This window comes from Cellulomonas sp. A375-1, assembly GCF_001040865.1.
In the GTDB taxonomy this organism is placed as follows: Bacteria; Actinomycetota; Actinomycetes; order Actinomycetales; family Cellulomonadaceae; genus Cellulomonas; species Cellulomonas gelida.
Window position 1 is genome coordinate 1 of record NZ_LFKW01000024.1, and the last position, 22,002, is coordinate 22,002.

A 22,002-nucleotide genomic window follows, 5' to 3' on the forward strand; every position below is an offset into this window, starting at 1 on the left:
CCGGCGCGGGGGCCAGACCGACCGGCGGACCCCAGGCGAGCGCGTCGAGCACCGCGCGCGCGGGTGCGCCGAGCGGTTCGTCGTCGTCCGGGAGCGCGCTCGTGAGGCTGGTGGTCGGGCTCGTCGGGGTGCCCGCCGGGCCGCTGCGCGCGGCGGGGCCGCTGACCTCGACCGCGAGGCCCGCAGGGTGCGCGTCGAGCAGGTCCGCCAGGCCGGGGGCCACGCGCAGCACCGCGTCGGCGCTCAGGCTCTCGGTCCGCTCGTCGTCCGGGCCCTGGTCGGCGTACAGCAGCGCGAGCGTCAGGGCGTCGTCGACCGCGCGTGCGACCTCGGCGTCGCGCCGGCCCGCGATCGCGTCCTGCAGCGCGGCGCTCGTCGCACCGTCGAGCACGACCGCGGCCTCGAGCACCTGCAGGACGACGGCGTCCACGGACGCGAGCGCGCGCTCCAGGCTCGCGCGACCCGTGGCGCGCACCGCGAGCGACGTGAGGTTCCCCGGCGACGGCGAGGCCAGGTCCGGGCGGCGTGCGAGCAGCGCACCGAGGCGCTCGTCGGACGACGACCGCAAGAACCCGGTGAACGTGGACATCCGCTCCACGATACGTGGCCTCGCGGGGGCGGGGGCCCCGGGCGCGGGACGTGGACCCGACGCGCGGGCTCGTCAGCCGGCGGCGCCGGCCGCGGGAGCGGCGCGCGGACGACGACGCCCGCGGCCGATAGCGTCAGGGCAGGACGTGTCGGACGTGGAGGGTGACGTGGGCGAGCTGACGGGGCTGTACGACGAGGCGCGGGCGCTGCTGCCGGAGCTGGCGGCGCTGCGGCACGAGCTGCACAAGGTGCCCGAGCTCGCGCTCGACCTGCCCAAGACGCAGGCCCTCGTGCTCGAGGCGCTGTCCGGCCTGGGCCTGGAGGTCACGGTCGGCGCAGAGCTGAGCTCGGTGGTCGCGGTGCTGCGCGGCGCCCGGCCCGGCCCCGCGGTGCTGCTGCGCGGCGACATGGACGCGCTGCCCGTGACCGAGGAGACCGGCGAGCCGTTCACGTCCGAGCACCCCGGCCTGATGCACGCGTGCGGCCACGACATGCACGTCGCCGGGCTCGTCGGCGCAGCCCGCCTGCTCGCCGCGCGGCGCGAGGAGATCGCCGGCGCGGTCGTGTTCATGTTCCAGCCCGGCGAGGAGGGCGACGGTGGCGCGGAGATCATGATCCGCGAGGGCGTGCTCGACGCCGCCGGTGAGCGTGTGGTCGGCGCCTACGGCGTGCACGTGTCGTCGGGCCTGCTGCCCGGCGGGGTCGTCGGCGGTCGACCGGGGACGCTCATGGCCGCGCCCGACTCCGTCACCGTCACGGTGCGAGGTGCCGGCGGGCACGGTTCCGCACCGCACCGCGCGCTCGACCCGGTGCCGGTCGCCGCGGAGATCGTGCTCGCGCTGCAGGCGATGGTCACGCGGCGGTTCGACGTGTTCGACCCGATCGTCGTGACGGTCGGGTCCATCCACGCGGGCACCGCGAACAACATCATCCCGGCCACCGCGACGCTCGAGATCACCGTCCGCACGTTCTCGGAGGCGACCTGGCTCGCCGCGCCCGAGCGGCTGCGCGAGGTGTGCGAGCACGTCGCCGCGGCGCACGGACTGACCGCCGACGTCGACTACCAGCGCGGCTACCCGGTCACCCGTAACGACCCGGCCGAGCTCGAGCGCACCGCACGGCTCACGCGCGAGCTGCTCGGCGACGACGCGTGGTTCGAGATGCCGCAACCGCTCGCGGGCGGCGAGGACTTCTCCTACGTGCTGCAGGAGGTGCCCGGCGCGTTCGCGTTCGTCAGCGCGCTGACGCCCGGCGCGGACCCCGCGACCGCCCCGTACAACCACTCGCCGTACGCCCGGTTCGACGACTCCGCGCTCGCCACGAGCGCCTCGCTCCTGGCCGCGCTCGCGCTGGACCGCCTCGCCGAGGGCTGACCGGGACGGCATGCTCCCCGCTCGTCATCGCACCTCACGCGTCAGGTGACGGTAGGTGCCGACGACCGCCGGCACGGCCAGCCAGATCAGCGCCGACGTGACGACGGCCGCCGCCGGTGTCGACGCGGGCTCTCCCGTCACGATCGACGACCATCCCGGCGTTCACCTCGTCACCATCACCACGACGGCCGCGGCTGCCCCGAGCAGCGCCACCGCGCCCCAACGGGCTGAGCGCTCGCGCAGCGCTGCGACGAGACCGCTCACCAGCGCCAGGAGCGCGACGACTCGCACCGCCTGGCTCACGCCGTTCGTCCGTCCGAGGGGTACCGCGACGGCCGCGGCCACCCCGAGCAGCACCCACCCCGCGCCCGCGAGGGCACGCGAGTACCCCTCGGTGTCCTCTGGCGCTTCCTGCGTGTCCTGTTCTCGGTTCAGCTGGCTCACTGCTCCTCAACTCGTGCGGTACGGAGGGCCGAGGCGCTGGCCCTTGCTCGTACGCCCGGTACGTCCGCCTCGAGCACCGCGGGGCCGATCCCGTTCGGTCCGACCGTCCCCGGGCTCGTCGGACCGGGGTGCGAGGGTGCGCTCACCGCGGCTGAACCGGTCGCTGTTGCCGCAGCGCAGCCGGTCCGCTGCGGGGGCGCGATGGGTGCGTCCCCGCAGCCGGGACGGCCGCCGCCGGTGGTGTTCCCGCGACTCCCTGCCCTGGCGAGGAACCTTGGCCGTATCGGGTGTTGTGCGTCAACCGTCACAAGACGGACCTGTGGACAGCCGTGTCCCTCTGGGCCGGGTCGCTCGCCGCGTCCCAGTCGCTCGGGCGGAAGGCGCCCGTGAACGACGCCGGCGCTCCCGGCGCGTCCGTGTACCTGTCCTCATGGCGGCTCGCCGTCAGCGGACCACGAGCGGCGTGCGCCGCTGTTCGCGCGAAGGGACGTGCCCGGCCCGGTAGCCTTGCTCCGACGTAGCTCTTCTCACGACAGGGGTCCGCCGTGCCTACCGGCAAGGTCAAGTGGTTCGACACCGAGCGCGGGTTCGGGTTCATCGCCGCCGACGACGGCGGCGAGGTGTTCCTGCACGCCTCGGCGCTGCCCGCGGGCGTCACGGCTCCCAAGCCCGGCGCCAAGGTGGACTTCGGCGTGGCCGACGGCAAGCGCGGACCGCAGGCGCTGTCCGTCAAGCTGCTCGACCCGATCCCGTCGGTCGCCAAGGCGCAGCGCCGCAAGCCCGACGAGATGGTCGTGCTCGTCGAGGACCTCATCAAGGTCCTGGACCGGGTCGGCGGCGACCTGCGCCGCGGCCGCTACCCCGACGCCGCGCGAGGCAAGGCCTACGCGGCCGCGCTGCGCGCCGTCGCCGACGAGCTCGAGGGCTGATCATGGCCACTGCCACCCGCATCAAGGACGCCGTGCTGGGCTCGGCCGTCGACCTCGCCCGTGAGGTCGCGATCGAGATCGCGGTCGACCCGTCCGACGTGGGTGAGCACCTCGGCGTCGTCGTCGAGGGTGAGCGCCTGGTCTCCCACCGGTTCGCGTGCCTGTCCCGCGGCTACCGCGGCTGGGAGTGGACCGTCACGGTCGCGCGCGTGCCGCGCGGCCGCACCGCGACGGTCTGCGAGGCCGAGCTCCTGCCCGGCCCCGACGCGATCCTCGGCCAGGCGTGGGTGCCGTGGTCGGAGCGGCTGCGCCCCGGCGACATCGGCCCGGGCGACGTGCTCCCGTTCCGCGCGGACGACCCGCGCCTCGAGCCGGGCTGGACGCGCACGGGCGACCCCGAGCTCGACGAGGTCGCGATCGACGAGCTCGCCCTCGCCCGCGTGCGCGTGCTCGCGCCCCAGGGACGTGACGAGGCCGCCGAGCGCTGGTACCGGGGGTCGCGCGGCCCGACGAGCCCCGGCGCGCTGGCCTCCGCGGGTGCCTGCTGGTCGTGCGGGTTCCTGGTGCCGCTGCAGGGTGCACTCGGCACCGTCTTCGGCGTGTGCGCGAACGAGTGGTCGCCCGACGACGGTCGCGTCGTCTCCCTCGACCACGGCTGCGGCGCGCACTCCGAGACGGACGTCGACCCCGCCCCGAGCGACTGGCCCAAGCCCGACCCGCTCATCGACGAGCTCCGCGTCGAGCTGGTCGACCTGGCTCCTGCGGCCGACGAGCCCGCTGCGGTGGAGCCCACCTCCGACGAGGCTGCGTCCGACGAGGTCGCGGTGGTCGACGAGGTCGCCGTGGTCGAGCCCACCCCCGACGAGGCCGCCGTGGTCGAGCCCACCCCCGACGAGGCCGCCGTGGTCGAGTCCGGCTTCAGCGAGCTCGCGCTCGCCGGGTCCCCGACCGACGAGCCTGCGGTCGTCGAGCCCGCGGCCGATGAGGCCCCGCTCGACGAGGTCGTGGTCGACGAGAGCGTGGTCGAGGAGAGCGTGGTCGACGAGACGGCCGTCGGCGAGGGTGTGGCCGACGACGCGGTGGTCGACGAGGTCGTGGTCGACCAGGGCGTCGCGGTCGGGCTCGACGACGTGAGCGATGCCAGTGGTGCCGACGCCGAGCCCGGCGACGAGTCCGGCTCGCCCGACGCGGAGCAGTGACGCAGGACCAGTTCGGCACCGCCGCCCTTCGCGCGGCGGCCCTGACCGCCTGGCGGTCGTCTCCCGCGCGGCTGCGTGAGGACGCGAACGTCGAGGAGGACCACGCGCGCGGCTACTACCGCGACCGCGTGGTCGTCGAGCTCGCGCAGAACGCCGCCGACGCGGCCGTGCGGGCCGGCGTGCCCGGCCGGCTCCTGCTGCGGCTGGCCCGCACCGACGAGGGCACGACGCTCGTCGCCGCGAACACGGGCGCTCCGCTCGACGACGCGGGCGTCGCGGCGCTGTCCTCGATGCGCGCCTCGGCGAAGCGCGACCACGGTGGCCCGGGCGTGGTCGGCCGGTACGGCGTCGGGTTCGCGGCGGTGCGCGCGGTGTCCGACGAGATCAGCGTGGTCTCCGCGACCGGCGCGGTCCGGTTCTCGCTGGCCGACACGGCGCAGGAGCTCGCGGACGTGGCGGAGCGTGTCCCGGCGCTCGCGCAGGAGGTCGTGCGGCGCGACGGCTCGTTGCCCGCGCTGCGGCTGCCGTTCGCCGCCGAGGGTCGTCCGCCAGAGGGTTTCGACACCGCGGTCGTGCTGGTGCTGCGCGACGAGGTCGCCGCCGACGAGGTGCGCAGCCTGCTGCACGCGGTCGACGACGCGCTCCTGCTCGCGCTGCCCGGGCTGACCGAGGTCGTCGTGGAGGACGAGACGTCCGACGGCGGGCCGCGCCGCGTCGCGGACGTGGCCTCGCGCTGGTTCGTCGCGACGTCCGCGGGTGACGTGCCGCGTGACCTGCTGACCGACCGCCCGGTCGAGGAGCGCGAGGCGACACGTTGGCGCGTCACCTGGGCCCTGCCGCGACGCATGGTCGAGCCCGACGGCCGGGCGCCGGACCCGTTCTCCGACGAGGCGCAGGGGGTGGCGGCGAGCGCTCGCGTCGTCCACGCCCCGACCCCCACCGACGAGCCCCTCGACCTGCCCGCGCTGCTCGTCGCGACGCTCCCGCTGGACCCTACGCGACGCCGCGTCGCTGCGGGACGGCTGACCGACGCGCTGCTGCGGCACGCGGCCGACGCCTACGCGACCCTCGCCGAGCAGCTCGCGAGCGCGGGCCACGACCCGCTGACGCTCGTGCCCACGACGCTGCCGACGGGCACGCTCGACGCCGCGCTCCGCCCCCTGCTCGTCGACCGCCTGGCCGCGGCCCCGATCCTCACCCCAGCCACCACCCCGCCCGCGACCCAGCCCGTGCTCAGGTCTGCGGCCGGTGTGGCCGGAGTATCCGCTGGGTCGGTGGGGGAGGACGGGGCGAGCCAGGGGTTGCTCCGGCCTGCGGCCGGTGTGGCCGGAGTGTCCGCTGGGTCGGTGGGGGAGGACGGGGCGAGCCAGGGGTTGCTCCGGTCTGCGGCCGGTGTGGCCGGAGTGTCCGCTGGGTCGGTGGGGGACGGGTTGGTGTCCGGCGGGGCGGTGCCGGATGGGTTCGTGGTGCCGCGGCGGGCCGTGGCGGTGGCCGGTGGCGGCGGTGCCGAGGCGTTGGCGGTGCTCGGGCGGCAGGTGGGGGCGCTCGTCGTCGTGCCGCCCGGACGGGACGCGCACGCGCGGCTGCTCGGGGTCGACGTACGACCGCTCGCCGAGCTCGTGGAGGAGCTCGCGGCCCCGGCCGACGACGAGGGATGGCCCGCGCTCTACGGCGCGCTCGAGTCGCTCGCGGCGGCAGACCCCGCGGGCCTCGAGTCGCTCGCCAACCTCCCGGTCCCGCTCGCGGACGGTCGCGTGGTCCGGGGCGCACGCGGCACGGTGGTGCTCGACGACGCGCTCGCGGGGCTCGTCCGGCCCGTCGTCGGGACGCTGGCACGCTGGGGCGTGCGCGTGGTCGACCCCGTCGCGGCGCACCCCCTGCTCGAGCGGCTCGGCGCGCGGGCCCCGGACGCGGTCGGGCTGCTGCGTCTCGCGCCGGTGCGCGAGGCCGTGCTGGCGTGGGACGAGGACGACGAGCCCGACGAGCCGGACCTCACGACGACCGTCCTCACGCTCGTCGCCGCGCACCTGCCGCCGCGCGACCCGGCCCGCTGGTCGGCGACGACGGACGCCGCGCAGGCGCTGCCCGGCGACGTCCGCGAGTGGTTGGCGCTGCTGCCCGTGGGCGCGGCGACCGGGGAGCGGGCACCCGCGGACGGTCTGGTGCTGCCCGGCTCACCCGCGCACCGCCTGCTCGACGAGCGGGTGCTCACCGCGGTGTCCGCCGAGGAGGTGGACCGCTGGGGCGCGGCGACGCTCGTCGCGGCCGGCGTCCGCGAGGTGCTCGTCACCGTCACGGTGCCGGACGTGGTCACCGAGGAGGAGCAGGACGAGGACGCGCCCGGGGCGTTGACCGCGCAGGCGCTCGACGGCTGGACCGAGTACGTCGAGCACCTGGCCGACGAGCTCGGCGCCGGCGCGTACCTGGGGGACCTGACCGCGGTCGCCGACCTGGACGCCGTGGCGAACGAGGCGTGGCCGCAGGTCCTCGAGCTCGTCGCGGGCGAGCCCGCGCTGCGCAGGGCGCTGCTCGAGGAGGTCCGCAGCGACCGGGGTGCGGTCGCGGAGTCGTACACGGCGTGGTGGTTGCGCGAGCGCTCGCCGCTGGGGCTCGGCGCACCGTTCGCCGTCGCCGACGACGGACCGCTGCGCGCGCTGCTGCCCGCCGCGCCGCGCGACGTCGCCCACCTCGACGTCCAGGTGCTGCGGGCGCTGGGCGGCGTCGCCGAGCCGCACGACCTGACGCCGCACGCCTGGACCGACCTGCTGGACTCCTGGCCGACGTCGACCGTGCTGGACGTCCGCGCGGCGACCGCGGTGTGGCGCCACGCGGCGCCGTCGCAGGCGCCCGAGCGGGTGCCGGCGCTCGTCGGACCGGGCCGGGTGATCGTGGTGCCCGCGCACGACGCCGCGGTCGCGCCGTGCCCGATGTGGTGGCAGCGTACGGACGTCGCAGCGCTGGTCCCCGCGCACGGCCACGACGAGGCGTTGCGCCTGTCGCGCGAGCTCGACCTGCCGCGCGTCTCCGAGCTGGCCCCGGGGGTGGTGACGCGCGAGGACGGTGTCGACGCGCCCGTGCCGCCGCAGGTGCACGACGTGCTGCCGGGGGCGCCGAGGCTCTGGTGCGAGCACGAGGACCTGCGCGTGGACCACGTGCAGGTCGAGTGGTGGGTCGACGAGGTCGCGGGTGAGCCGCGCCTGCACGCGACGACGCTCGCGGGCCTCGCGGCGGCACTCGCGCAGTGGAGCGGGCGGTGGGGGTTGCGTCACCTGCTCGAGCTCGCGCTCGCCGACCCCGAGCGTGCGGGAGAGCTCGCGCTCGACGCGGCGTTCGAGCAGCCGCCCGGGACGGGTGACGCGGCAGAGCCCGCGGCCCAGCCCGCGACCGAGGTCAGCCGACCGACGTCGTCGGCCGGCGCGTGAGCACGTCGACGAGCTGCCGGGTCGGGCCGTCGAGCTCGTCGAACGAGCGGCGGTAGAGCGACGCAGGTCCGCCGTACGGGTCGACGACGTCGTCGTCGCCGGGACCGAGCGCTGCGCGCTGCGCCGCGGCCAGGGGCAGCAGCGCGACGAGCCGCTCACCGGCCGTGCCCGCGGGCAGGCGCTGCAGGTCGACGGCACTCGAGAGCCGCGCGAGCTCGCGCAGCGTGAAGGTGCGGCGCACGGCGGCGGGCTCGAGCTCGACGACCGCGGTGCGGTGCTCGCGGGTCAGCGCCAGGACGAGCGATGCCTCGCGCACCAGGGCGGAGGTGAGCTGGCGGGCCACGAACCCGTCCGCGCGCGCCCCTGCGGCCTCGACCAGCTCGGCCATCGGTGGGGACATCGGGTGGCCGCGCATGGCCCAGGTGCCCGCGGACGACACCTCGACGTCCGTGCCCGCGAGCCCGGTCGCCAGGAGCCGCTCGACCGCGGGGGACCGGCAGATGTTCCCGGTGCAGACCACCAGCACGCGCGTCGCCATGGCGGACATCATGCCCGTTGCGGTGCGGTGGTCAGCGGTGCCGGACGGCCCAGAGGTAACCGAGGCCGCCGAGCGCGAGGCCCGTGGCGCACACCGCGACGGGCAGCCAGCCGGTCGTGCCCGTGCCGGCCAGCACGAGGCACACGACGAGGGCGAGCGCCCACAGCGCGCTGCCGACGACGGTCACGCGGGCGAGGTCCACCTGGACCGGGGGAGCGAGGGGGCGGGGCTCGGCGGGCACCCCCGCAGCCTACGGCCGGTGGGCGAGCGGGGCCGCCATGTGCGAGGCCGAGGCGAGGGCCTCGGGCATCGCCTCGAGGTAGACGCGCGCGACGTGTGCCGGGTCGAAGCCGGCGGCCAGGATCGCGTCGTCGTCGTCCGCCTCGTGCGCGAGCGCCGCCTGCAGCGCCGGGCCGTACGGTCCGCCCTCACCCTGCAGCGCCGCCGCGACGTCGGGCGAGACCCCCGACCGGTCGACGACGGACTCGACGGAGATCTTGAGCGCCGCGCTCACCGCGGACAGCAGCCCGACGGTGTAGCCGACCTCGTTGCCGCTGAGCCGCCACACGGCGAGCCCGCGCGTGATGACGGTCCAGAGCACGTCCACGGACGCCGGGTCGCTGCCGAGGACCACCGACGAGACCAGCGCGGCGAGCCGGTGCGGGCCGAGCAGGCTCACCGCGTGCGAGACGGAGTCGACGTGGTGCCGCAGACCGGTCGCCGAGGCGTTCACCGTCCGCAGCACGCGCATGGTGAGCTCGGGGTCGACGCCGACGGCGCGCACGATCTCCTGGTGGTCCGGCATCTCCTGCGAGAGGACACGCACGAGCTGCAGGTGCTGGGCCTCGCCCGCGGACACCGTGCGGCCCGTGCCGGGTGCCTGACGGCGCACGAGGGGCGCCTGGACGAGCTCCAGCTCGAGCTCGCGCGCGAGCCGGGCGAGCTCGGGGGTGTCGGCGTGCACGCCGATGACCCACACGCCCGCCTCCTTGAGCTGGGCGACGCGCGCCTGCAGGTTCTCGGTCAGGCGGCGCAGGTCGACCTTCGCCATGTCCACGAGCGGCAGCAGGGCGCGCTCGGCGAGGGTCCCGGTGAAGGACCCGAGCGCGACACCGAAGCCCAGCTCGCGCATCGCGACGAGCGCCTGCTCGGCGTACTCCTCGTGCACCCACGGGGCAGGCACCTCGACGACGAGGCTGCGCGGCGCGGTGGGGATGGTGACCTCTCCGCGGAGCATGGGCCCGGTGGCCCGCAGCACGACGGCGTTGTCACCGACGACCTGGCCGAGGTCGACGCGGTCGTAGGCGTCGCTGACCATGCGATCCTCGGCGGCGAGCGTCACGAGGGGACCCGAGTCGTCGACGCGGGCGTGCACGGCGTAACCGAACAGGGACCCGTCCGGATGGAGGAGGGCCTGGCGCTGGACGACGGCGGGCATCGAGGCTCCTGAGGCTGCAGGGTGTGGTTCTGACCAGACCATCGGCGCGCGTCGTGCGGGACTGAGGGTTTCGTCGGAACCGGCCTCGTGGCCGGTGCGGGGAGAGCGGCCGTGCTCAGCCCAGCGGTGCGCGCAGCGGCCAGTCGCCGTCGAGGACGAGCTGCGCGGCGGCCCCGGTCGCGACGTCCACGACGATCGGCGCGAGCAGGTTCGCGGTCGCGGGCTCGTCGTCGGTGGGCGGGTGCACGACGACCAGCGCTCGCCGCTCGCCGGACCCGGGCAGCTCCGGCTCGTAGCCGGGCAGGTACGCGTCGGGGTCGACGACGTACAGGCGCGTGGGCGGGCCGTCGAGCGAGCGGAGCGTGAACAGGCCCGCCGCGTCGGCCACGGGCTCGAGCACGTACGACGAGCGTCCGGGCAGGCCGGGCAGCTCGTCGGCGACCCGGAGCGTGGTCGGCAGCGTGGCGCCGCCGACCTGCACCGTCGCGGGCGCGCTCATCGCAGGAAGTCCAGCAGCGTGGGCTGGAGCACCTTGGCCGCGGCCCCGAGGGCGCCCTTGTAGGCGACCTCCTGGGACTGCAGGTCGAGGATGATCGTGGCGAGGTCGACGTCCTCGATGTCCGCCAGACGCGACTTCGTCTCGACCTCCTGCGCCGCGAGCGTCTGCTGCGTCGTGAGCACGTTCTTGTGCCGGGCGCCGACGCTCGCGAGCTCGGAGAGCATCGCGTCGAGGCGCGTGTCGATCGCGCCGATCTCGCCGGTCGGGTCCTGACCGGCGCGCAGCGTCGTCACGATCCGGTCGACGAGCGCGAACACCGAGGCGTTGCCCGAGCCGTACACGGCCTGGCCGTCGCCGTCGACGCGCACGGTCGTCGTGCTGCTGACGCGCCGCTCGACCGAGGCGCCCGTGCCGGTCCACGCGTAGGAGGCGTCGAAGGCGACGCCGGTGTCCGACGTGCCGGCGAACACGGACCGGCCGACGTACGTGGTGTTGGCGTTCGAGAGCATCGTGTCGCGCAGCGACTCGATCTCGTCGGCGAGCGCGTTGAGCGAGGACGGGCCGAGCGCGCCGTTGCCACCCTGGATGGTCAGGTCGCGCACCTTGCGCAGCGCGGCCGTCGACGACGTGATCGCGGTGTCGACCGTCTGCAGCCACGAGCCCGCGTCGCCCGCGTTGCGCGCGTACTGGGAGCTGACCCGCTGCTCCGAGCGCAACCGGAGCATGTCGGAGGCCGCGGCGGGGTCGTCGGACGGGACGTTGACCTTCTTGCCGCTCGACATCTGGTTCTGCAGGTCGGCCATCTTGCCGAGGTTGAGCTGCAGGTTGGCGAGCGTCGAGCGCTGCACCGTCTGGTGGGTGACGCGCGAGATCATGGCTGGCTCCTCATCGTCCGACGACGCCGGTGCGGTTGATCAGTGTGTCGAGCATCTCGTCGATCGCGGTCAGGACGCGAGCCGCACCCTCGTACGCGCGCTGGAACGCGAGCATGTTCACCGACTCCTCGTCGGTGTCCACACTGGCCTGCGCGAGCTGCTGCTGCACGGCGGTCGAGCGCGCCGCCTCGGCGACCTTCGCGCGCGAGCCCGCGCCGGCCGCACGCACGCCGAGGTCCACGACGACGGTGCTCCACTCGCTGTCCGGCCCGGTGGCGGACGTGCCGAGCGAGCCGATCACGTCCGCGATCGAGCCGTCGAGCGCTCCCGCGCCGGCCGCGGCGACTGCGATGTGGGTGGGGTCGTCGAGCGCGACGCTGAGGCCGAGGGCTGCGGGCAGCCCGGGGGTGAACGTGAAGAAGCTGCCGCCGGGGGTGCCGTCCGCGCGCACCGCGGTCGAGTGCAGGCCGTTGACCTGGGTCGCGATCGAGGTCGCGACCGCGTCGAGCCGCGCCGCGGTCTCGGCGAGCGGGCCGCCCGCACCCGTGCCGTCGGCCGGTGCGAGCACGGAGAGCTGACCGGCGACCCGGCCGCCGGTCAGGGCGACGGCCTGCGTCGGACGCTCGCTCCACACGACCGAGACCGACTGCCCCGGGGTCGCGGTGACCTGGTCGAACGCCGTGGCGCCGGCGATGCTCAGGGTGCTGACCCGCGTGCCACGGACCAGCGCGTTGCCGCCGACCATGACGTCGAGGCTGCCGTCGGGGCGCACGTCGGCGACCGCGCCGACCAGCGACGAGAGCTGGTTGACCAGCAGGTCCCGCTCGTCGGCGAGCTCGTGCGCGGTGGCACCCGAGGCCGTGATCGCGGCGATCCGGCCGTTGAGGTCCGCGATGCTCGCCGCGGCGCCGTTCACCTGGTCGACGAGCGCGACCGTGGTCTGCCGGGCCTGCACCCACTGCGTCCGCACGTCGGAGTAGAGCGTCCCGATGCGCTGCGCGACCGCGCGCGAGGACTCGAGCAGCACCGCGCGGCTCGAGGACTTGTCGGGGTAGTTGCCGACCTCCTGCCAGGCCGCCCACATGTCGGAGAGCTGGGTCGACAGCCCGGTCTCGCTGGGCTCGCCGAGCGAGCTCTCGAGCGTCGAGTACGCCTCGGCGCGCGCCGTCAGGTACGACGACGACGACGTCGCGACCCGCAGCTTGGCGTCGAGGAACACGTCGGCGAGGCGGTCGACGCTGGAGATGCGCGTGCCCTGGCCCGCGCCGTTGTTGGTGGAGAACAGGGACGGCACCTGCACCCCCGACACCGACGAGAACGTCGCGCGCTGGCGCGTGTAGCCCACGGTGTTGGCGTTCGCGACGTTCTGGCCGGCGACGTCAAGCGCCTGCCGCTGCGCGATCAGCGAGCTCAGCGCGGTGCCGAGCCCGGAGAAGGTGCTCACGGTCGGTGTCCTCCTGTCCGCCGTCGTCGGCGGGTCGGTGAGTGGGGGTCAGAGGGTGCGGTCGACGAGCAGCGCGTCGGCCCGGCGGCTCGTGCTCTGGCCGGTGCCGTCGTACGTGGCCACGTCGTGCATCGAGGCGAGGGTCTCCTGCGTCGCGCGGTGCGACATCGCGAGCAGCTCGCGGTTGCCGTCGGCGAGCTGGGAGATCTCGGTGGTGAGGGTCGCGAACGCGGCGCGGTGCTGGCGCAGCAGGTCGTCCCACGGCGCGGGTGCGGCGTCGGCCAGCTGCGCGAGGCTCGCGCCGTCGGGCAGGCCCAGCGCGGCGCACGCCGCCGACGCCTCGACCGAGCGGCCGAGCTCGGCGTCGCGGATCTGGTCCAGGACGGCCTCGACCTCACGCGTCGCGTGCGGCAGCCACCGCGTGCGTCCGCTCGTCAGGAGCAGCTGCTCCTCCTCGAGCTTGAACAGCAGCAGCTCGAGCAGCGAGCGCTCGTGCCACAACACCTCCGACAGGGCGTCGATGGTCATCTCACCTCCTTGGTGGACCGCGCCGCCCAGCAACCGGTCGGTGTGTCCTCGCCCGCACCCATCGGCAGGGACGGGCTGGTGCTGAACGTCTCGCGGTGGTCGTTTCGATTGTCTCGTGGGGAAGTGTCGCGATCGGGCGTGCGGCGCGCGATTGCTGCCCGGGTCAACAGGCTTCTGACCTGGACGGTCGTCCACCTGGGCGGCAGGTGAGGGCTCTTCGCTGTGATGTGCATCACACCGGCGTGTCGTGGGTGCTGCCACCCAGGTGAGTCCACACATCGGACACTGCGCAGGTCGGAGGCTGTATGCGCGCGACCCGTTTTCCGAATTGTTCCATCGTCGATGGGAGCGTTAACAAACGGGTCGCAGGACTGGACCTTCAAGGTCCGGTCCGCGGGCGCCGAACAGCATTTCGTGACCCAGCAGAACGATGTCGACGCCCTCGTCGTCTCGAACCTCCCGCTCGTCGGATACGCCGTGTCCGAGATGCTCCGGCGCGTGCCGCCGACCGTCTCGCGCGACGATCTCGCGTCGGCCGGGAGCCTCGCGCTCGTGCTCGCCGCGCGGTCGTACGACGCGACCACGGGCGTGCCGTTCGCGCGGTACGCGTCGCTGCGGATCCGCGGCGCGCTCGTCGACGAGCTGCGCTCGATGGACTGGGCCAGTCGAGGCGCACGGGCCCGGGTCCGTGAGCTCACCGACACCACCGAGCGGCTCACCGCAGCGTTCGGCCGGCCGCCGACCCGCGAGGAGCTCGCGTCCGCGCTGGGCACCCGGGTCGAGGCGGTCGACGAGGCGCGCAGCGACGCCGCCCGTCGCGTCCTGTCCATCGACGCGACCGACGGTCCCGGCATCGCCGACACGATCGCGGACGCGGGTCGCACGCCCGAGCAGGTCGTGCTCGCGAACGAGCGGCTGCGCTGGCTGCGCTCGGCGGTCGACACGCTGCCCGACCGCCTGCAGGCGGTGGTGCGCGGGATCTTCCTCGAGGACCGCTCCGTCGCGGAGCTGGCCGACGAGCTCGGCGTGACCCAGTCGCGCATCAGCCAGCTGCGCACCGAGGCGCTGGGCCTCCTGCGCGACGGGCTCAACACGCACCTCGACCCCGACCTCGTCTCGACGCCCGATCGGCCCGAGGGTGTCGCCGAGCGTCGTCGTCAGGCGTACTTCGCCTCGATCGCCTCGCGCAGCGCGCAGTACGCCGCTGCCGAGCGCCTCTCCTACGTGCCGAGCCCGGCGTCGTCGCCCTCGGAGGCGGCCCGCTTCGCCGGCTCTGCCTGACCCGCAGGACCGGCGCAGAAACTCGTCGCGAGAAATCCTCACCCGGGCCCCTCGGGAGCCGATCGGGAAGGTGTGCCCACGGAAGGGCTGACCTGACCCGACTCAAGGAGGAAGATCACGATGGGTCTCTCGATCAACAACAACATCGCGGCGATGAACTCGTACCGCAACCTCTCCACCACGCAGAACGACCTGAGCAAGTCCCTCGAGAAGCTCTCGAGCGGTCTGCGCATCAACCGCGCCGCTGACGACGCTGCCGGCCTCGCGATCTCGGAGGGCCTGCGGGCTCAGATCGGTGGCACCAAGCAGGCCGTCCGCAACGCTCAGGACGGCATCTCGGTCGTCCAGACCGCTGAGGGCGCTCTGACCGAGACCCACTCGATCCTCCAGCGCATGCGCACCCTGGGTGTGCAGGCCGCCAACGACGGTGGTCTGTCGACCACCGCCAAGGGCAACATCCAGGACGAGATCGACCAGCTCAAGACCGAGCTGACCCGGATCGCGGACACCACGAAGTTCAACGGCAAGACGCTGCTGGACGGCACCTACAACGGTTCCTTCCAGGTCGGCGCCAACACGGCGTCCGCCGACAAGATCGCCGTGGACCTCACCGCCGCGTCGATGAGCACCGCGGGCCTCGGCCTGTCGGCGATCGACGTCACGGGTGACGCGACGCAGTACCGCGGCACGGTCGACCTGTTCGGCGCGGCGCCGACGGCCACCGACGTCGTCATCAACGGCAACGCCTACGCGGTCGACCTGACCGGGTGGGCTGCCGGTGGCACCGCGGCGGACGCCGAGGCCAACCAGAAGCTCATGAACTCGGCGCTCTCGACGGCGCTCGCGGGCACGAACTTCGCGGCCGAGGCGGACTCGTTCGGCACGATCAAGCTCTCGGGCCCCGTCACGACCGCCGGTGCGGTCTTCGACGCGGCCGCGACCTCGGTCACGGTTGCCGGTGGTGGCGCCAAGGACGCGATCGACAAGATCGACACCGCGATCAACACGGTGTCGCAGACGCGTTCGCAGCTCGGTGCGGTCCAGAACCGCTTCGACCACACCATCAACAACCTCAACGTCGCGGTGGAGAACCTGTCCGCGTCGGAGAGCCGGATCCGCGACACCGACATGGCGCAGGAGATGGTCGCGTTCACGCGCTCGCAGATCCTGTCGCAGGCGGGCACCGCGATGCTGGCCCAGGCCAAGTCGCTCCCGCAGAGCGTCCTGCAGCTCCTGCAGTGACGTCTCCGGTCGTCTGACCGGACCCCAGCTCGGGTGCACGGCCGGCACCCCCATCGCCGGCCGTGCACCCGAACACTCGTTCTCCGTACGACACGAGCTCTCCGCAGGACCCCCGTCCTGCGGAGGACCCCAGCAGCGCAGGAGCAGCCATGCCGACGATCGACGGCCTCGTCAGCGGTCTCGACACGACCGCCCTGATCGACAGCCTGATCACGCTGCAGGCCGGCCCGCAGTCGCTGCTGAAGAACAAGCAGTCCACCGCGAGCTCGCTCGTCACCGCGCTGCAGTCGCTCAACACCAAGGTCGCCTCGCTCGCCGAGCACGCCGCCAAGGCGTCGAAGGCCCAGTCCTGGAACGCGGTCACGGCCTCCGCGAGCGGGTCCGGCGTCACCGCCGCCGCCAAGGAGGGCGCCCAGGCGGGCACGCTCACGCTGCGCGTCGGCGCGGTCGCGGCCTCGCAGTCGTCGCTGCTGACGCTCCCCGCGGCGGCCGACTACGGCACCGCGACCCCCACGTTCACGATCACGCGCAACGGCGAGACGACGAGCGTCACGGCCCAGAGCACGTCGGTGGCCGACGTCGTCGAGGCCTTCAACTCCTCCGGCTCGGGCGTGCGTGCGACCGCGATCAAGGTCCCCGAGCTCGATGGCGACGGCAACCCGACCGGCGGCACCACCTACCGCGTGCAGCTCACCGGCACGGACACGGGCGCCGCGAACGCGTTCACCGTGACGCGTTCCGCGACCGACGGCACCGCACCGGTGGCGCTCGAGCAGATCCGCGCCGCCGCGGACGCCTCCGTCACGCTCTTCGCGGGCACGTCCGCCCAGCAGACGCTCACCTCGGCGAGCAACACGTTCGAGGGCCTCATGTCGGGCATCGACGTGACGGTCAGCGCCGTGACCGCGGCCGACGCGCCCGACGTGACGCTCACGGTCGCGTCCGACAAGACCGCGCTGCGGGCGCTGGCGTCCGGGCTCGTCTCCAACCTCGGCGCGATCCTCGGCGACATCACCTCGCGCACCGCGTCGACGACCTCGACCGCGTCCGACGGCGGCTCGGTCGTCAAGGGCGGACTGTTCTCGGGCGACTCCACGATCCGCTTCCTGCAGCAGAACCTCCTGGCGCAGGCGTCCGCGCCCGTCAACGGCGTCTCGCCGTCCGACGTCGGCATCGTGATCGGCAAGGACGGCACGTTCTCGTTCGACCAGGAGAAGTTCGACGCCGCGCTCGCGGCCGACCCCTCGCGGGTCCAGTCGATCGTCAGCACGGTCGCCGAGCGCCTCGCGGGCACCGCGAAGTCGGCCTCGGACTCCAGCACCGGCAGCCTGACGCTGTCGATCCAGTCGCAGCAGGCGCTCGTCAAGGACCTCGGCGAGCGGATCACCGACTGGGACGACCGCCTCGCGATGCGTCGCACGTCGCTCGAGCGCGTGTACGCGGCGCTCGAGACGTCGATGGCGAACCTGCAGTCCCAGTCGAGCTACCTGACCAGCCAGATCAACGCGCTGACGTCGTCCAAGTCGAGCTGACCCCGGAGAAGCCATGTACTCAGCACGCGCGAGCTACGTCACCGCTGCGGTCGAGACCGCCGCACCCGCCAAGCTCGTCACCATGCTGTTCGACCGCCTGCTGCTCGACGTCGACCGCGCGAGCGCTGCGTTCGAACGAGGCGAGACGCTCGAGGGCCGCACGCTGGTGCAGCACGCCCAGGACATCGTCGCCGAGCTCATGGCGAGCCTCGACGTCGCGGCGTGGGAGGGCGGTCCCGCCCTGATGTCGGTCTACGCCTTCCTGTACTCCTCGCTCGTCGACGCCGCGCTCACGAGCGACGTCGCGACCCTCGCGTCGTGCCGTGAGCTCATCGCGTCCCTCACCGCGACGTGGCACGAGGCCGCCGAGCTCGCAGTCGCCGGCACGGCTCCCGCGGCGGCTGCGACGCCCGCCGGCGCCGGTCTGCTCGGGATCGGCTGACATGAGCGCGCCCGGCCTCCGGCCGGCACCACCCGCCGACGAGGCGACCTGGCAGCACCGCTGGGAGGAGGCGCTCGCCTCGTTCGAGGTCGACCTCGTCGCGGCCGAGGAGCTGCTGCGCGTCGCGCACCTGCCCGGCGTCGCCGAGGTCGCCGAGCTCTCGTCGTGGCACCCGCCCGCCGACCTCGGCCCCCTGCCCGCGCCGCTGCTCGCGCGCGCCCAGGCGGTCCTCGAGCGCCAGATCGAGGTGGCCGGGCTCATCGCCCAGGCCGCGGCCTCGTCGCGCCGCCAGATGGCGACGACGCGAGCCCTGCGCGCGCGCCCCGAGGCCGTCCCCGTGTACCTCGACGCGCAGGGCTGACCTCGGCCGAACGGGTGAGAGCAGATCCCGACCGCTCGAACTGCTCACGAACCGCCTCGAGGCTCCGATGGGCCACTGTGAGCACGGACAGCTCACCCAGCAGGCCACGGATGGCCGCCCCGCCCTCGCGGATGAGGCGAAACCTGTGGGCCTTCTCGACTCTGTGAGCTACAACGCGGTCAACACCGCGCTCGACGCTCTCGCGCTGCGCCAGCGCGCCATCGCCGACAACGTCGCGAACATCCAGACGCCGGGCTACCACGCCCAGGTCGTCGAGTTCGAGGACGCGCTCGCGCGTGCGGTGGGCCGCGGCTCGGGCGTCGCCGACGCCACGGTGCGCCGCTCGCTCGCCCCCACCCAGCTCAACGGCAACAACGTCAACCTCGACGAGCAGACCACGCTGAACGTCGAGACCAACCTGCGCTACCAGCTCGCGACGCAGGCCGTCGGCGGCCAGTACTCGTCCGTCCGCGCAGCGATGAGGACCTCCTGATGAGCATCTTCGGCGCGATCGGCATCGCGCAGTCCGGCCTGACCGTGCACCGCACGTGGCTGGACGCCGTGTCCGACAACCTCGCGAACGTCTCGACCGTGACCTCGACCGACGAGGCCGCGTTCCGCGCGCGGTACGTCGTGGCGCAGGAGACCCCCGGCGCCGAGGGCGGCGCGCGGGTGGTCGGCGCGGCGTTCGGCTCGGCGGAGGGCCGGATCGTGTTCGAGCCCGGGCACCCGCTGGCCGACGAGAACGGCTACGTGCGCTACCCCGACATCGACATGGCGAGCCAGATGGCTCAGCTCGTGATGGCGCAGCGCGGCTACCAGGCGAACGCCGCCGTGGTCGACCGCGCCAAGGAGACCTACACCGCCGCACTCCAGATCGGACGCTCCTGATGCCCACCCCCGTCGCGCCGATCGGCGCGTTCATGCCGACGGCCGTCACGGCCGTCGCCCCGTCCACCGCCGCGGGCGGGCTGGACGCCGCAGCTGCCGCGTCGGGAGCGCAGTTCGGCTCCGTGCTCAGCTCCGTCGACTCGCTGCAGGCGATGCAGTCGAAGACCGCCGGCCTCGCGGTCGCGGCCGTCACGGGTGACCTCGAGAACGTCCACGACTACACGATCGCGGCGGCCGAGTCGTCGCTCGCGCTCGAGCTGACCGCGGCCGTGCGCAACAAGGCCGTGGACGCGTTCAACGAGATCATGCGGATGCAGGCCTGATGCCCGCGCAGATGCAGGCCGCCCTGGGCAAGCTCACGGGTGCGGTCAAGGAGTTCTCGCTCGCGCAGCGCACGCTCGCCGTGATCGGCGTCGCGGTGCTGGTCCTGGGCGCGGTCGCGCTCACCTCGTGGCTCGGCAAGCCCGCCATGAGCCCGCTGTTCACGAGCCTGTCCGGCGCGGACGCCGCGGCGGTCGTCGACGAGCTCGACGCGCAGGGCGTGCCGTACGAGCTCGCCGACGGCGGCGCGTCCGTCCTCGTGCCCGCGTCGCAGATCTACACCCAGCGCATCCGGCTCGCCGCGGCGGGCATCCCGGAGAACTCCGACGGCGCCGGTTACTCGCTGCTCGACGACATGCCGATGACGTCGAGCGAGTTCCAGCAGGAGAAGACCTACCAGCGCGCGCTCGAGGGCGAGCTCGCCCGCACGATCGGCGCGATGGACGGCGTCGACAGCGCCACCGTGCGGCTCGCGATGCCCGAGGAGAGCGTCTTCACGGCGACGGTCGGGGAGCCGACCGCGTCGGTCTTCGTCCGGACGCGCGCCGGCAAGTCGCTGACGAACGACCAGGTCGAGGCCATCACCCACCTCGTGGCCGCCGGCATCCCCGACATGGTGCCGAACGACGTCGCGCTCGTCGACGCGTCCGGGCAGGTCCTGTCCGCGGTCGGCTCGGGCACCACCGGTCGCTCGGGCGGCGAGGCCAGCGACTTCGAGGAGCGCGTGCGCGCCTCGGTCCAGGCCCTGCTCGACCGCGTCGTCGGCGCGGGCAACTCCGCCGTGACCGTCACCGCGACGCTCAACTTCGACGAGAGCCAGCGGACCACGGAGACGTTCGGCTCGACGCCGGAGACGCCGCCGCTCGCGTCGTCGACGACGACCGAGGAGTACACCGGCACCGGCACCACGCCCACGGGTGTGCTCGGCCCGGGCGAGGACGGCGTCAACCCGGTGACGACCCAGGAGGGTGGGACGTACAGCTCGACGAGCGAGGACCTCACCAACGCGGTCAACAAGACCACCGAGACGGTCGTCGCGGCGCCGGGCTCGGTCGAGCGCCAGTCCGTGGCCGTCGTCGTCGACTCGGCCGCGGCCGCGCGCCTGGACCTCACCGAGCTGCAGGCGACCATCGCCGCCGCGGCCGGCATCGACACCGAGCGGGGCGACACGCTCGCGCTGCAGTCGGCTGCGTTCGACACGAGCGCGGCCGAGGCCGCTCAGGTCGCGATCGAGAAGGCCGACGCCGCGGCCAAGGCCGAGGCGCAGAACACGCTGCTGCGGCAGGCCGGGACCGCCGCGCTCGTCGTGGTCCTGCTCATCGTCGCGGTCATCGTGCTCGCCCGTCGTTCGCGCCGGGCGCGCCGCGAGGCCGTCGACCTCGGCATGCTGCCCATGCTCGACACCCCGGGCGGCGGCGCGGCCGCGGAGCTCGAGGGCCTCGACATCGACAACCTGCCGGTGCTGCCGCCCACGCCGCTGCCGACCACCCCCGACCCGATCGCCGTCAAGCGCGCCGAGATCTCGGCGTTGGCCGACGAGCAGCCGGAAGAGGTCGCGGACCTCCTGCGCTCGTGGCTCGCGACGCCCAGCGGACGGCGCTGATGAGCGTGCAGCTGAGCGGCCCGCAGAAGGCCGCCATGGTGCTCGTCCAGCTCGGTCGTGAGCGCGCGTCGCGCGTCATGGCGAGCATGGAGGCCTCGGAGATCGAGGAGCTGAGCGCGCAGATCCTGCGGCTCGACCGGGTCGACCAGGACCTCGCGGACGCGGTGCTCGAGGAGTTCTACGACGCCTCGGTCGCCGGTCCGGGGCTCAACGGCGGCATGGCGCTGGCGCAGCAGCTCCTCGAGGCCTCGCTCGGCGTCGAGGCGGCCGCGGCCGTCATGGAACGCCTGCAGGTGCACCTGGCGGGGCAGCCGTTCGAGTTCCTCCAGCAGGCCGACGCGCGCCAGGTCATCTCGCTGCTGTCCGCCGAGCACCCGCAGGCGATCGCGCTCGTGCTCGCGCACCTGAGGCCCGACCACGCGTCGGCGATCCTCGCGGGGCTCGAGCCGACGCTGCAGGGCGAGGTCGCGCACCGGATCGCGCTCATGGAGCGCGCGTCGCCGGACGTCGTGCAGGTCGTCGCGGAGCAGCTGCAGCGCAAGGCGTCGGCCGTGCTGACGCCGCGCGAGCTCGCGGCCGTCGGCGGCGTGCAGCCGCTCGTCGAGATCATCAACCGCGCCGACCCGACCACGGAGAAGGCGATCCTCGAGGGCCTCGCCGAGCGTGACGAGGAGCTCGCGGAGGAGGTCCGCGGCCGGATGTTCGTCTTCAACGACGTCGTCCTGCTCGAGGACCGTGCGATGCAGATGGTGCTGCGCCAGGTGGAGAACTCCGACCTGTCGCTCGCGCTCAAGGGCGTGTCCGACGAGGTCCGCGACACCGTGCTGCGCAACCTGTCCGAACGGGCGCGCGAGAACCTCGTCGAGGAGATCGAGCTGCTCGGCCCCGTCCGCCTGTCGCAGGTGGAGGAGGCGCGCTCGACGATCGTGCAGTCCATCCGCCGCCTCGAGGAGAGCGGGCAGATCGTCATCCGCCGCGACGGCGAGGACGAGTACGTTGCCTGACGCCCTCACGCTGCAGCCGCTGACGTCGACCGCTCTCGACGCGCAGGT

The 22,002-nt window shown here is 74.0% G+C and carries 22 protein-coding genes and 1 pseudogene; 14 read left to right on the forward strand and 9 right to left on the reverse strand.

Annotated features, from left to right (window positions below; translation table 11 throughout):
* Positions 1-589 (reverse strand): annotated as a pseudogene (locus tag CWIS_RS02635) (hypothetical protein); the annotation flags it as partial.
* 166 nt (positions 590-755) lie between these two features.
* Here CWIS_RS02635 and CWIS_RS02640 point away from each other — a divergent pair.
* Complete coding sequence (locus tag CWIS_RS02640) at positions 756-1,961, forward strand: M20 family metallopeptidase (RefSeq protein WP_141371311.1); 1,206 nt, start codon at positions 756-758, stop codon at positions 1,959-1,961.
* Positions 1,962-2,123: 162 nt separating this feature from the next.
* Here the strand turns inward: CWIS_RS02640 and CWIS_RS18240 are convergent, their stop codons facing one another.
* Positions 2,124-2,405, reverse strand: coding sequence for a hypothetical protein (locus CWIS_RS18240; RefSeq protein ID WP_048341692.1), 282 nt, complete (start codon positions 2,403-2,405; stop codon positions 2,124-2,126).
* Positions 2,406-2,950: 545 nt separating this feature from the next.
* Between CWIS_RS18240 and CWIS_RS02650 the strand changes: the two genes are divergently transcribed.
* The 3 genes from CWIS_RS02650 to CWIS_RS02660 are packed head-to-tail and all read left to right on the forward strand — an operon-like array spanning position 2,951 to position 7,955.
* A complete protein-coding gene (locus tag CWIS_RS02650; RefSeq protein WP_048341693.1) occupies positions 2,951-3,334 on the forward strand; it encodes a cold-shock protein in 384 nt (127 codons plus the stop codon).
* A gap of 2 nt (positions 3,335-3,336) precedes the next feature.
* Positions 3,337-4,533, forward strand: a complete 1,197-nt coding sequence (locus CWIS_RS02655) for a DUF3027 domain-containing protein (protein ID WP_082156163.1) — start codon at positions 3,337-3,339, stop codon at positions 4,531-4,533.
* Positions 4,530-7,955, forward strand: coding sequence for a sacsin N-terminal ATP-binding-like domain-containing protein (locus CWIS_RS02660; RefSeq protein WP_082156164.1), 3,426 nt, complete (start codon positions 4,530-4,532; stop codon positions 7,953-7,955). The genes CWIS_RS02655 and CWIS_RS02660 overlap by 4 nt, the downstream gene beginning before the upstream one ends.
* Here the strand turns inward: CWIS_RS02660 and CWIS_RS02665 are convergent.
* From CWIS_RS02665 to flgN, 7 genes are all read right to left on the reverse strand, one after another.
* Positions 7,924-8,493, reverse strand: coding sequence for a low molecular weight phosphatase family protein (locus tag CWIS_RS02665; protein WP_053071508.1), 570 nt, complete (start codon positions 8,491-8,493; stop codon positions 7,924-7,926). The two genes, CWIS_RS02660 and CWIS_RS02665, sit on opposite strands and share 32 nt — an antisense overlap.
* Before the next feature lie 31 nt (positions 8,494-8,524).
* Entirely contained in the window at positions 8,525-8,734 is a 210-nt protein-coding gene (locus CWIS_RS02670; RefSeq protein ID WP_048341695.1) for a DUF2530 domain-containing protein, read from the reverse strand.
* 9 nt (positions 8,735-8,743) lie between these two features.
* Positions 8,744-9,931 (reverse strand): EAL and HDOD domain-containing protein, encoded by a 1,188-nt coding sequence (locus tag CWIS_RS02675; protein WP_048341696.1) that lies wholly within the window; start codon positions 9,929-9,931, stop codon positions 8,744-8,746.
* Positions 9,932-10,046: 115 nt separating this feature from the next.
* Positions 10,047-10,430 carry a flagellar assembly protein FliW gene (locus CWIS_RS02680; protein ID WP_048341697.1) on the reverse strand — a complete coding sequence of 128 codons (384 nt, stop codon included), beginning with the start codon at positions 10,428-10,430 and terminating at the stop codon, positions 10,047-10,049.
* Positions 10,427-11,305, reverse strand: coding sequence for a flagellar hook-associated protein FlgL (flgL, locus tag CWIS_RS02685; RefSeq protein ID WP_048341698.1), 879 nt, complete (start codon positions 11,303-11,305; stop codon positions 10,427-10,429). The genes CWIS_RS02680 and flgL overlap by 4 nt, the downstream gene beginning before the upstream one ends.
* Before the next feature lie 10 nt (positions 11,306-11,315).
* A complete protein-coding gene (gene flgK / locus CWIS_RS02690) occupies positions 11,316-12,749 on the reverse strand; it encodes a flagellar hook-associated protein FlgK (protein ID WP_048341699.1) in 1,434 nt (477 codons plus the stop codon).
* Between the two features lie 48 nt (positions 12,750-12,797).
* On the reverse strand, positions 12,798-13,277 hold the full coding sequence (gene flgN, locus CWIS_RS02695) for a flagellar export chaperone FlgN (RefSeq protein WP_048341700.1): 480 nt from the start codon (positions 13,275-13,277) through the stop codon (positions 12,798-12,800).
* Positions 13,278-13,619: 342 nt separating this feature from the next.
* On the opposite strand from flgN, the gene CWIS_RS02700 reads away from it, so the two are divergent.
* The 10 genes from CWIS_RS02700 (at position 13,620) to fliG (ending at position 21,954) form a co-directional block, all read left to right on the forward strand.
* Positions 13,620-14,558, forward strand: a complete 939-nt coding sequence (locus CWIS_RS02700; RefSeq protein WP_141371300.1) for a sigma-70 family RNA polymerase sigma factor — start codon at positions 13,620-13,622, stop codon at positions 14,556-14,558.
* Between the two features lie 120 nt (positions 14,559-14,678).
* Positions 14,679-15,800, forward strand: a complete 1,122-nt coding sequence (locus CWIS_RS02705) for a flagellin (protein WP_048341702.1) — start codon at positions 14,679-14,681, stop codon at positions 15,798-15,800.
* A gap of 149 nt (positions 15,801-15,949) precedes the next feature.
* Positions 15,950-17,332, forward strand: a complete 1,383-nt coding sequence (gene fliD, locus CWIS_RS02710; RefSeq protein ID WP_048341703.1) for a flagellar filament capping protein FliD — start codon at positions 15,950-15,952, stop codon at positions 17,330-17,332.
* Between the two features lie 13 nt (positions 17,333-17,345).
* The gene (gene fliS / locus CWIS_RS02715; RefSeq protein ID WP_048341704.1) at positions 17,346-17,774 is read left to right on the forward strand and encodes a flagellar export chaperone FliS; all 429 of its coding nucleotides are present in this window, start codon (positions 17,346-17,348) and stop codon (positions 17,772-17,774) included.
* Between the two features lies 1 nt (position 17,775).
* Complete coding sequence (locus CWIS_RS02720; RefSeq protein ID WP_048341705.1) at positions 17,776-18,135, forward strand: hypothetical protein; 360 nt, start codon at positions 17,776-17,778, stop codon at positions 18,133-18,135.
* A gap of 145 nt (positions 18,136-18,280) precedes the next feature.
* A complete protein-coding gene (locus tag CWIS_RS02725; protein WP_048341706.1) occupies positions 18,281-18,628 on the forward strand; it encodes a flagellar basal body protein in 348 nt (115 codons plus the stop codon).
* Complete coding sequence (locus CWIS_RS02730; RefSeq protein WP_048341707.1) at positions 18,628-19,026, forward strand: flagellar basal body rod protein FlgC; 399 nt, start codon at positions 18,628-18,630, stop codon at positions 19,024-19,026. The genes CWIS_RS02725 and CWIS_RS02730 overlap by 1 nt, the downstream gene beginning before the upstream one ends.
* The gene (locus CWIS_RS02735) at positions 19,026-19,349 is read left to right on the forward strand and encodes a flagellar hook-basal body complex protein FliE (protein WP_048341708.1); all 324 of its coding nucleotides are present in this window, start codon (positions 19,026-19,028) and stop codon (positions 19,347-19,349) included. The genes CWIS_RS02730 and CWIS_RS02735 overlap by 1 nt, the downstream gene beginning before the upstream one ends.
* Complete coding sequence (gene fliF / locus CWIS_RS02740; RefSeq protein ID WP_048341709.1) at positions 19,349-20,950, forward strand: flagellar basal-body MS-ring/collar protein FliF; 1,602 nt, start codon at positions 19,349-19,351, stop codon at positions 20,948-20,950. The genes CWIS_RS02735 and fliF overlap by 1 nt, the downstream gene beginning before the upstream one ends.
* Positions 20,950-21,954 carry a flagellar motor switch protein FliG gene (gene fliG, locus CWIS_RS02745; RefSeq protein ID WP_048341713.1) on the forward strand — a complete coding sequence of 335 codons (1,005 nt, stop codon included), beginning with the start codon at positions 20,950-20,952 and terminating at the stop codon, positions 21,952-21,954. The genes fliF and fliG overlap by 1 nt, the downstream gene beginning before the upstream one ends.
* The last annotated feature ends 48 nt before the right edge of the window (positions 21,955-22,002 follow it).

Bases quoted from the DNA above. Each gene is read 5' to 3' on its own strand.
- CWIS_RS02655 (WP_082156163.1), top strand. From the start codon at position 3,337: ATGGCCACTGCCACCCGCATCAAGGACGCCGTGCTGGGCTCGGCCGTC.
- CWIS_RS02700 (WP_141371300.1), top strand. From the start codon at position 13,620: ATGGGAGCGTTAACAAACGGGTCGCAGGACTGGACCTTCAAGGTCCGG.
- fliD (WP_048341703.1), top strand. From the start codon at position 15,950: ATGCCGACGATCGACGGCCTCGTCAGCGGTCTCGACACGACCGCCCTG.
- CWIS_RS02705 (WP_048341702.1), top strand. From the start codon at position 14,679: ATGGGTCTCTCGATCAACAACAACATCGCGGCGATGAACTCGTACCGC.
- CWIS_RS02735 (WP_048341708.1), top strand. From the start codon at position 19,026: ATGCCCACCCCCGTCGCGCCGATCGGCGCGTTCATGCCGACGGCCGTC.
- fliS (WP_048341704.1), top strand. From the start codon at position 17,346: ATGTACTCAGCACGCGCGAGCTACGTCACCGCTGCGGTCGAGACCGCC.
- CWIS_RS02665 (WP_053071508.1), bottom strand. From the start codon at position 8,493: ATGGCGACGCGCGTGCTGGTGGTCTGCACCGGGAACATCTGCCGGTCC.
- CWIS_RS02730 (WP_048341707.1), top strand. From the start codon at position 18,628: ATGAGCATCTTCGGCGCGATCGGCATCGCGCAGTCCGGCCTGACCGTG.
- fliG (WP_048341713.1), top strand. From the start codon at position 20,950: ATGAGCGTGCAGCTGAGCGGCCCGCAGAAGGCCGCCATGGTGCTCGTC.
- flgN (WP_048341700.1), bottom strand. From the start codon at position 13,277: ATGACCATCGACGCCCTGTCGGAGGTGTTGTGGCACGAGCGCTCGCTG.
- CWIS_RS02720 (WP_048341705.1), top strand. From the start codon at position 17,776: ATGAGCGCGCCCGGCCTCCGGCCGGCACCACCCGCCGACGAGGCGACC.
- flgL (WP_048341698.1), bottom strand. From the start codon at position 11,305: ATGATCTCGCGCGTCACCCACCAGACGGTGCAGCGCTCGACGCTCGCC.
- CWIS_RS02675 (WP_048341696.1), bottom strand. From the start codon at position 9,931: ATGCCCGCCGTCGTCCAGCGCCAGGCCCTCCTCCATCCGGACGGGTCC.
- fliF (WP_048341709.1), top strand. From the start codon at position 19,349: ATGCCCGCGCAGATGCAGGCCGCCCTGGGCAAGCTCACGGGTGCGGTC.
- CWIS_RS02680 (WP_048341697.1), bottom strand. From the start codon at position 10,430: ATGAGCGCGCCCGCGACGGTGCAGGTCGGCGGCGCCACGCTGCCGACC.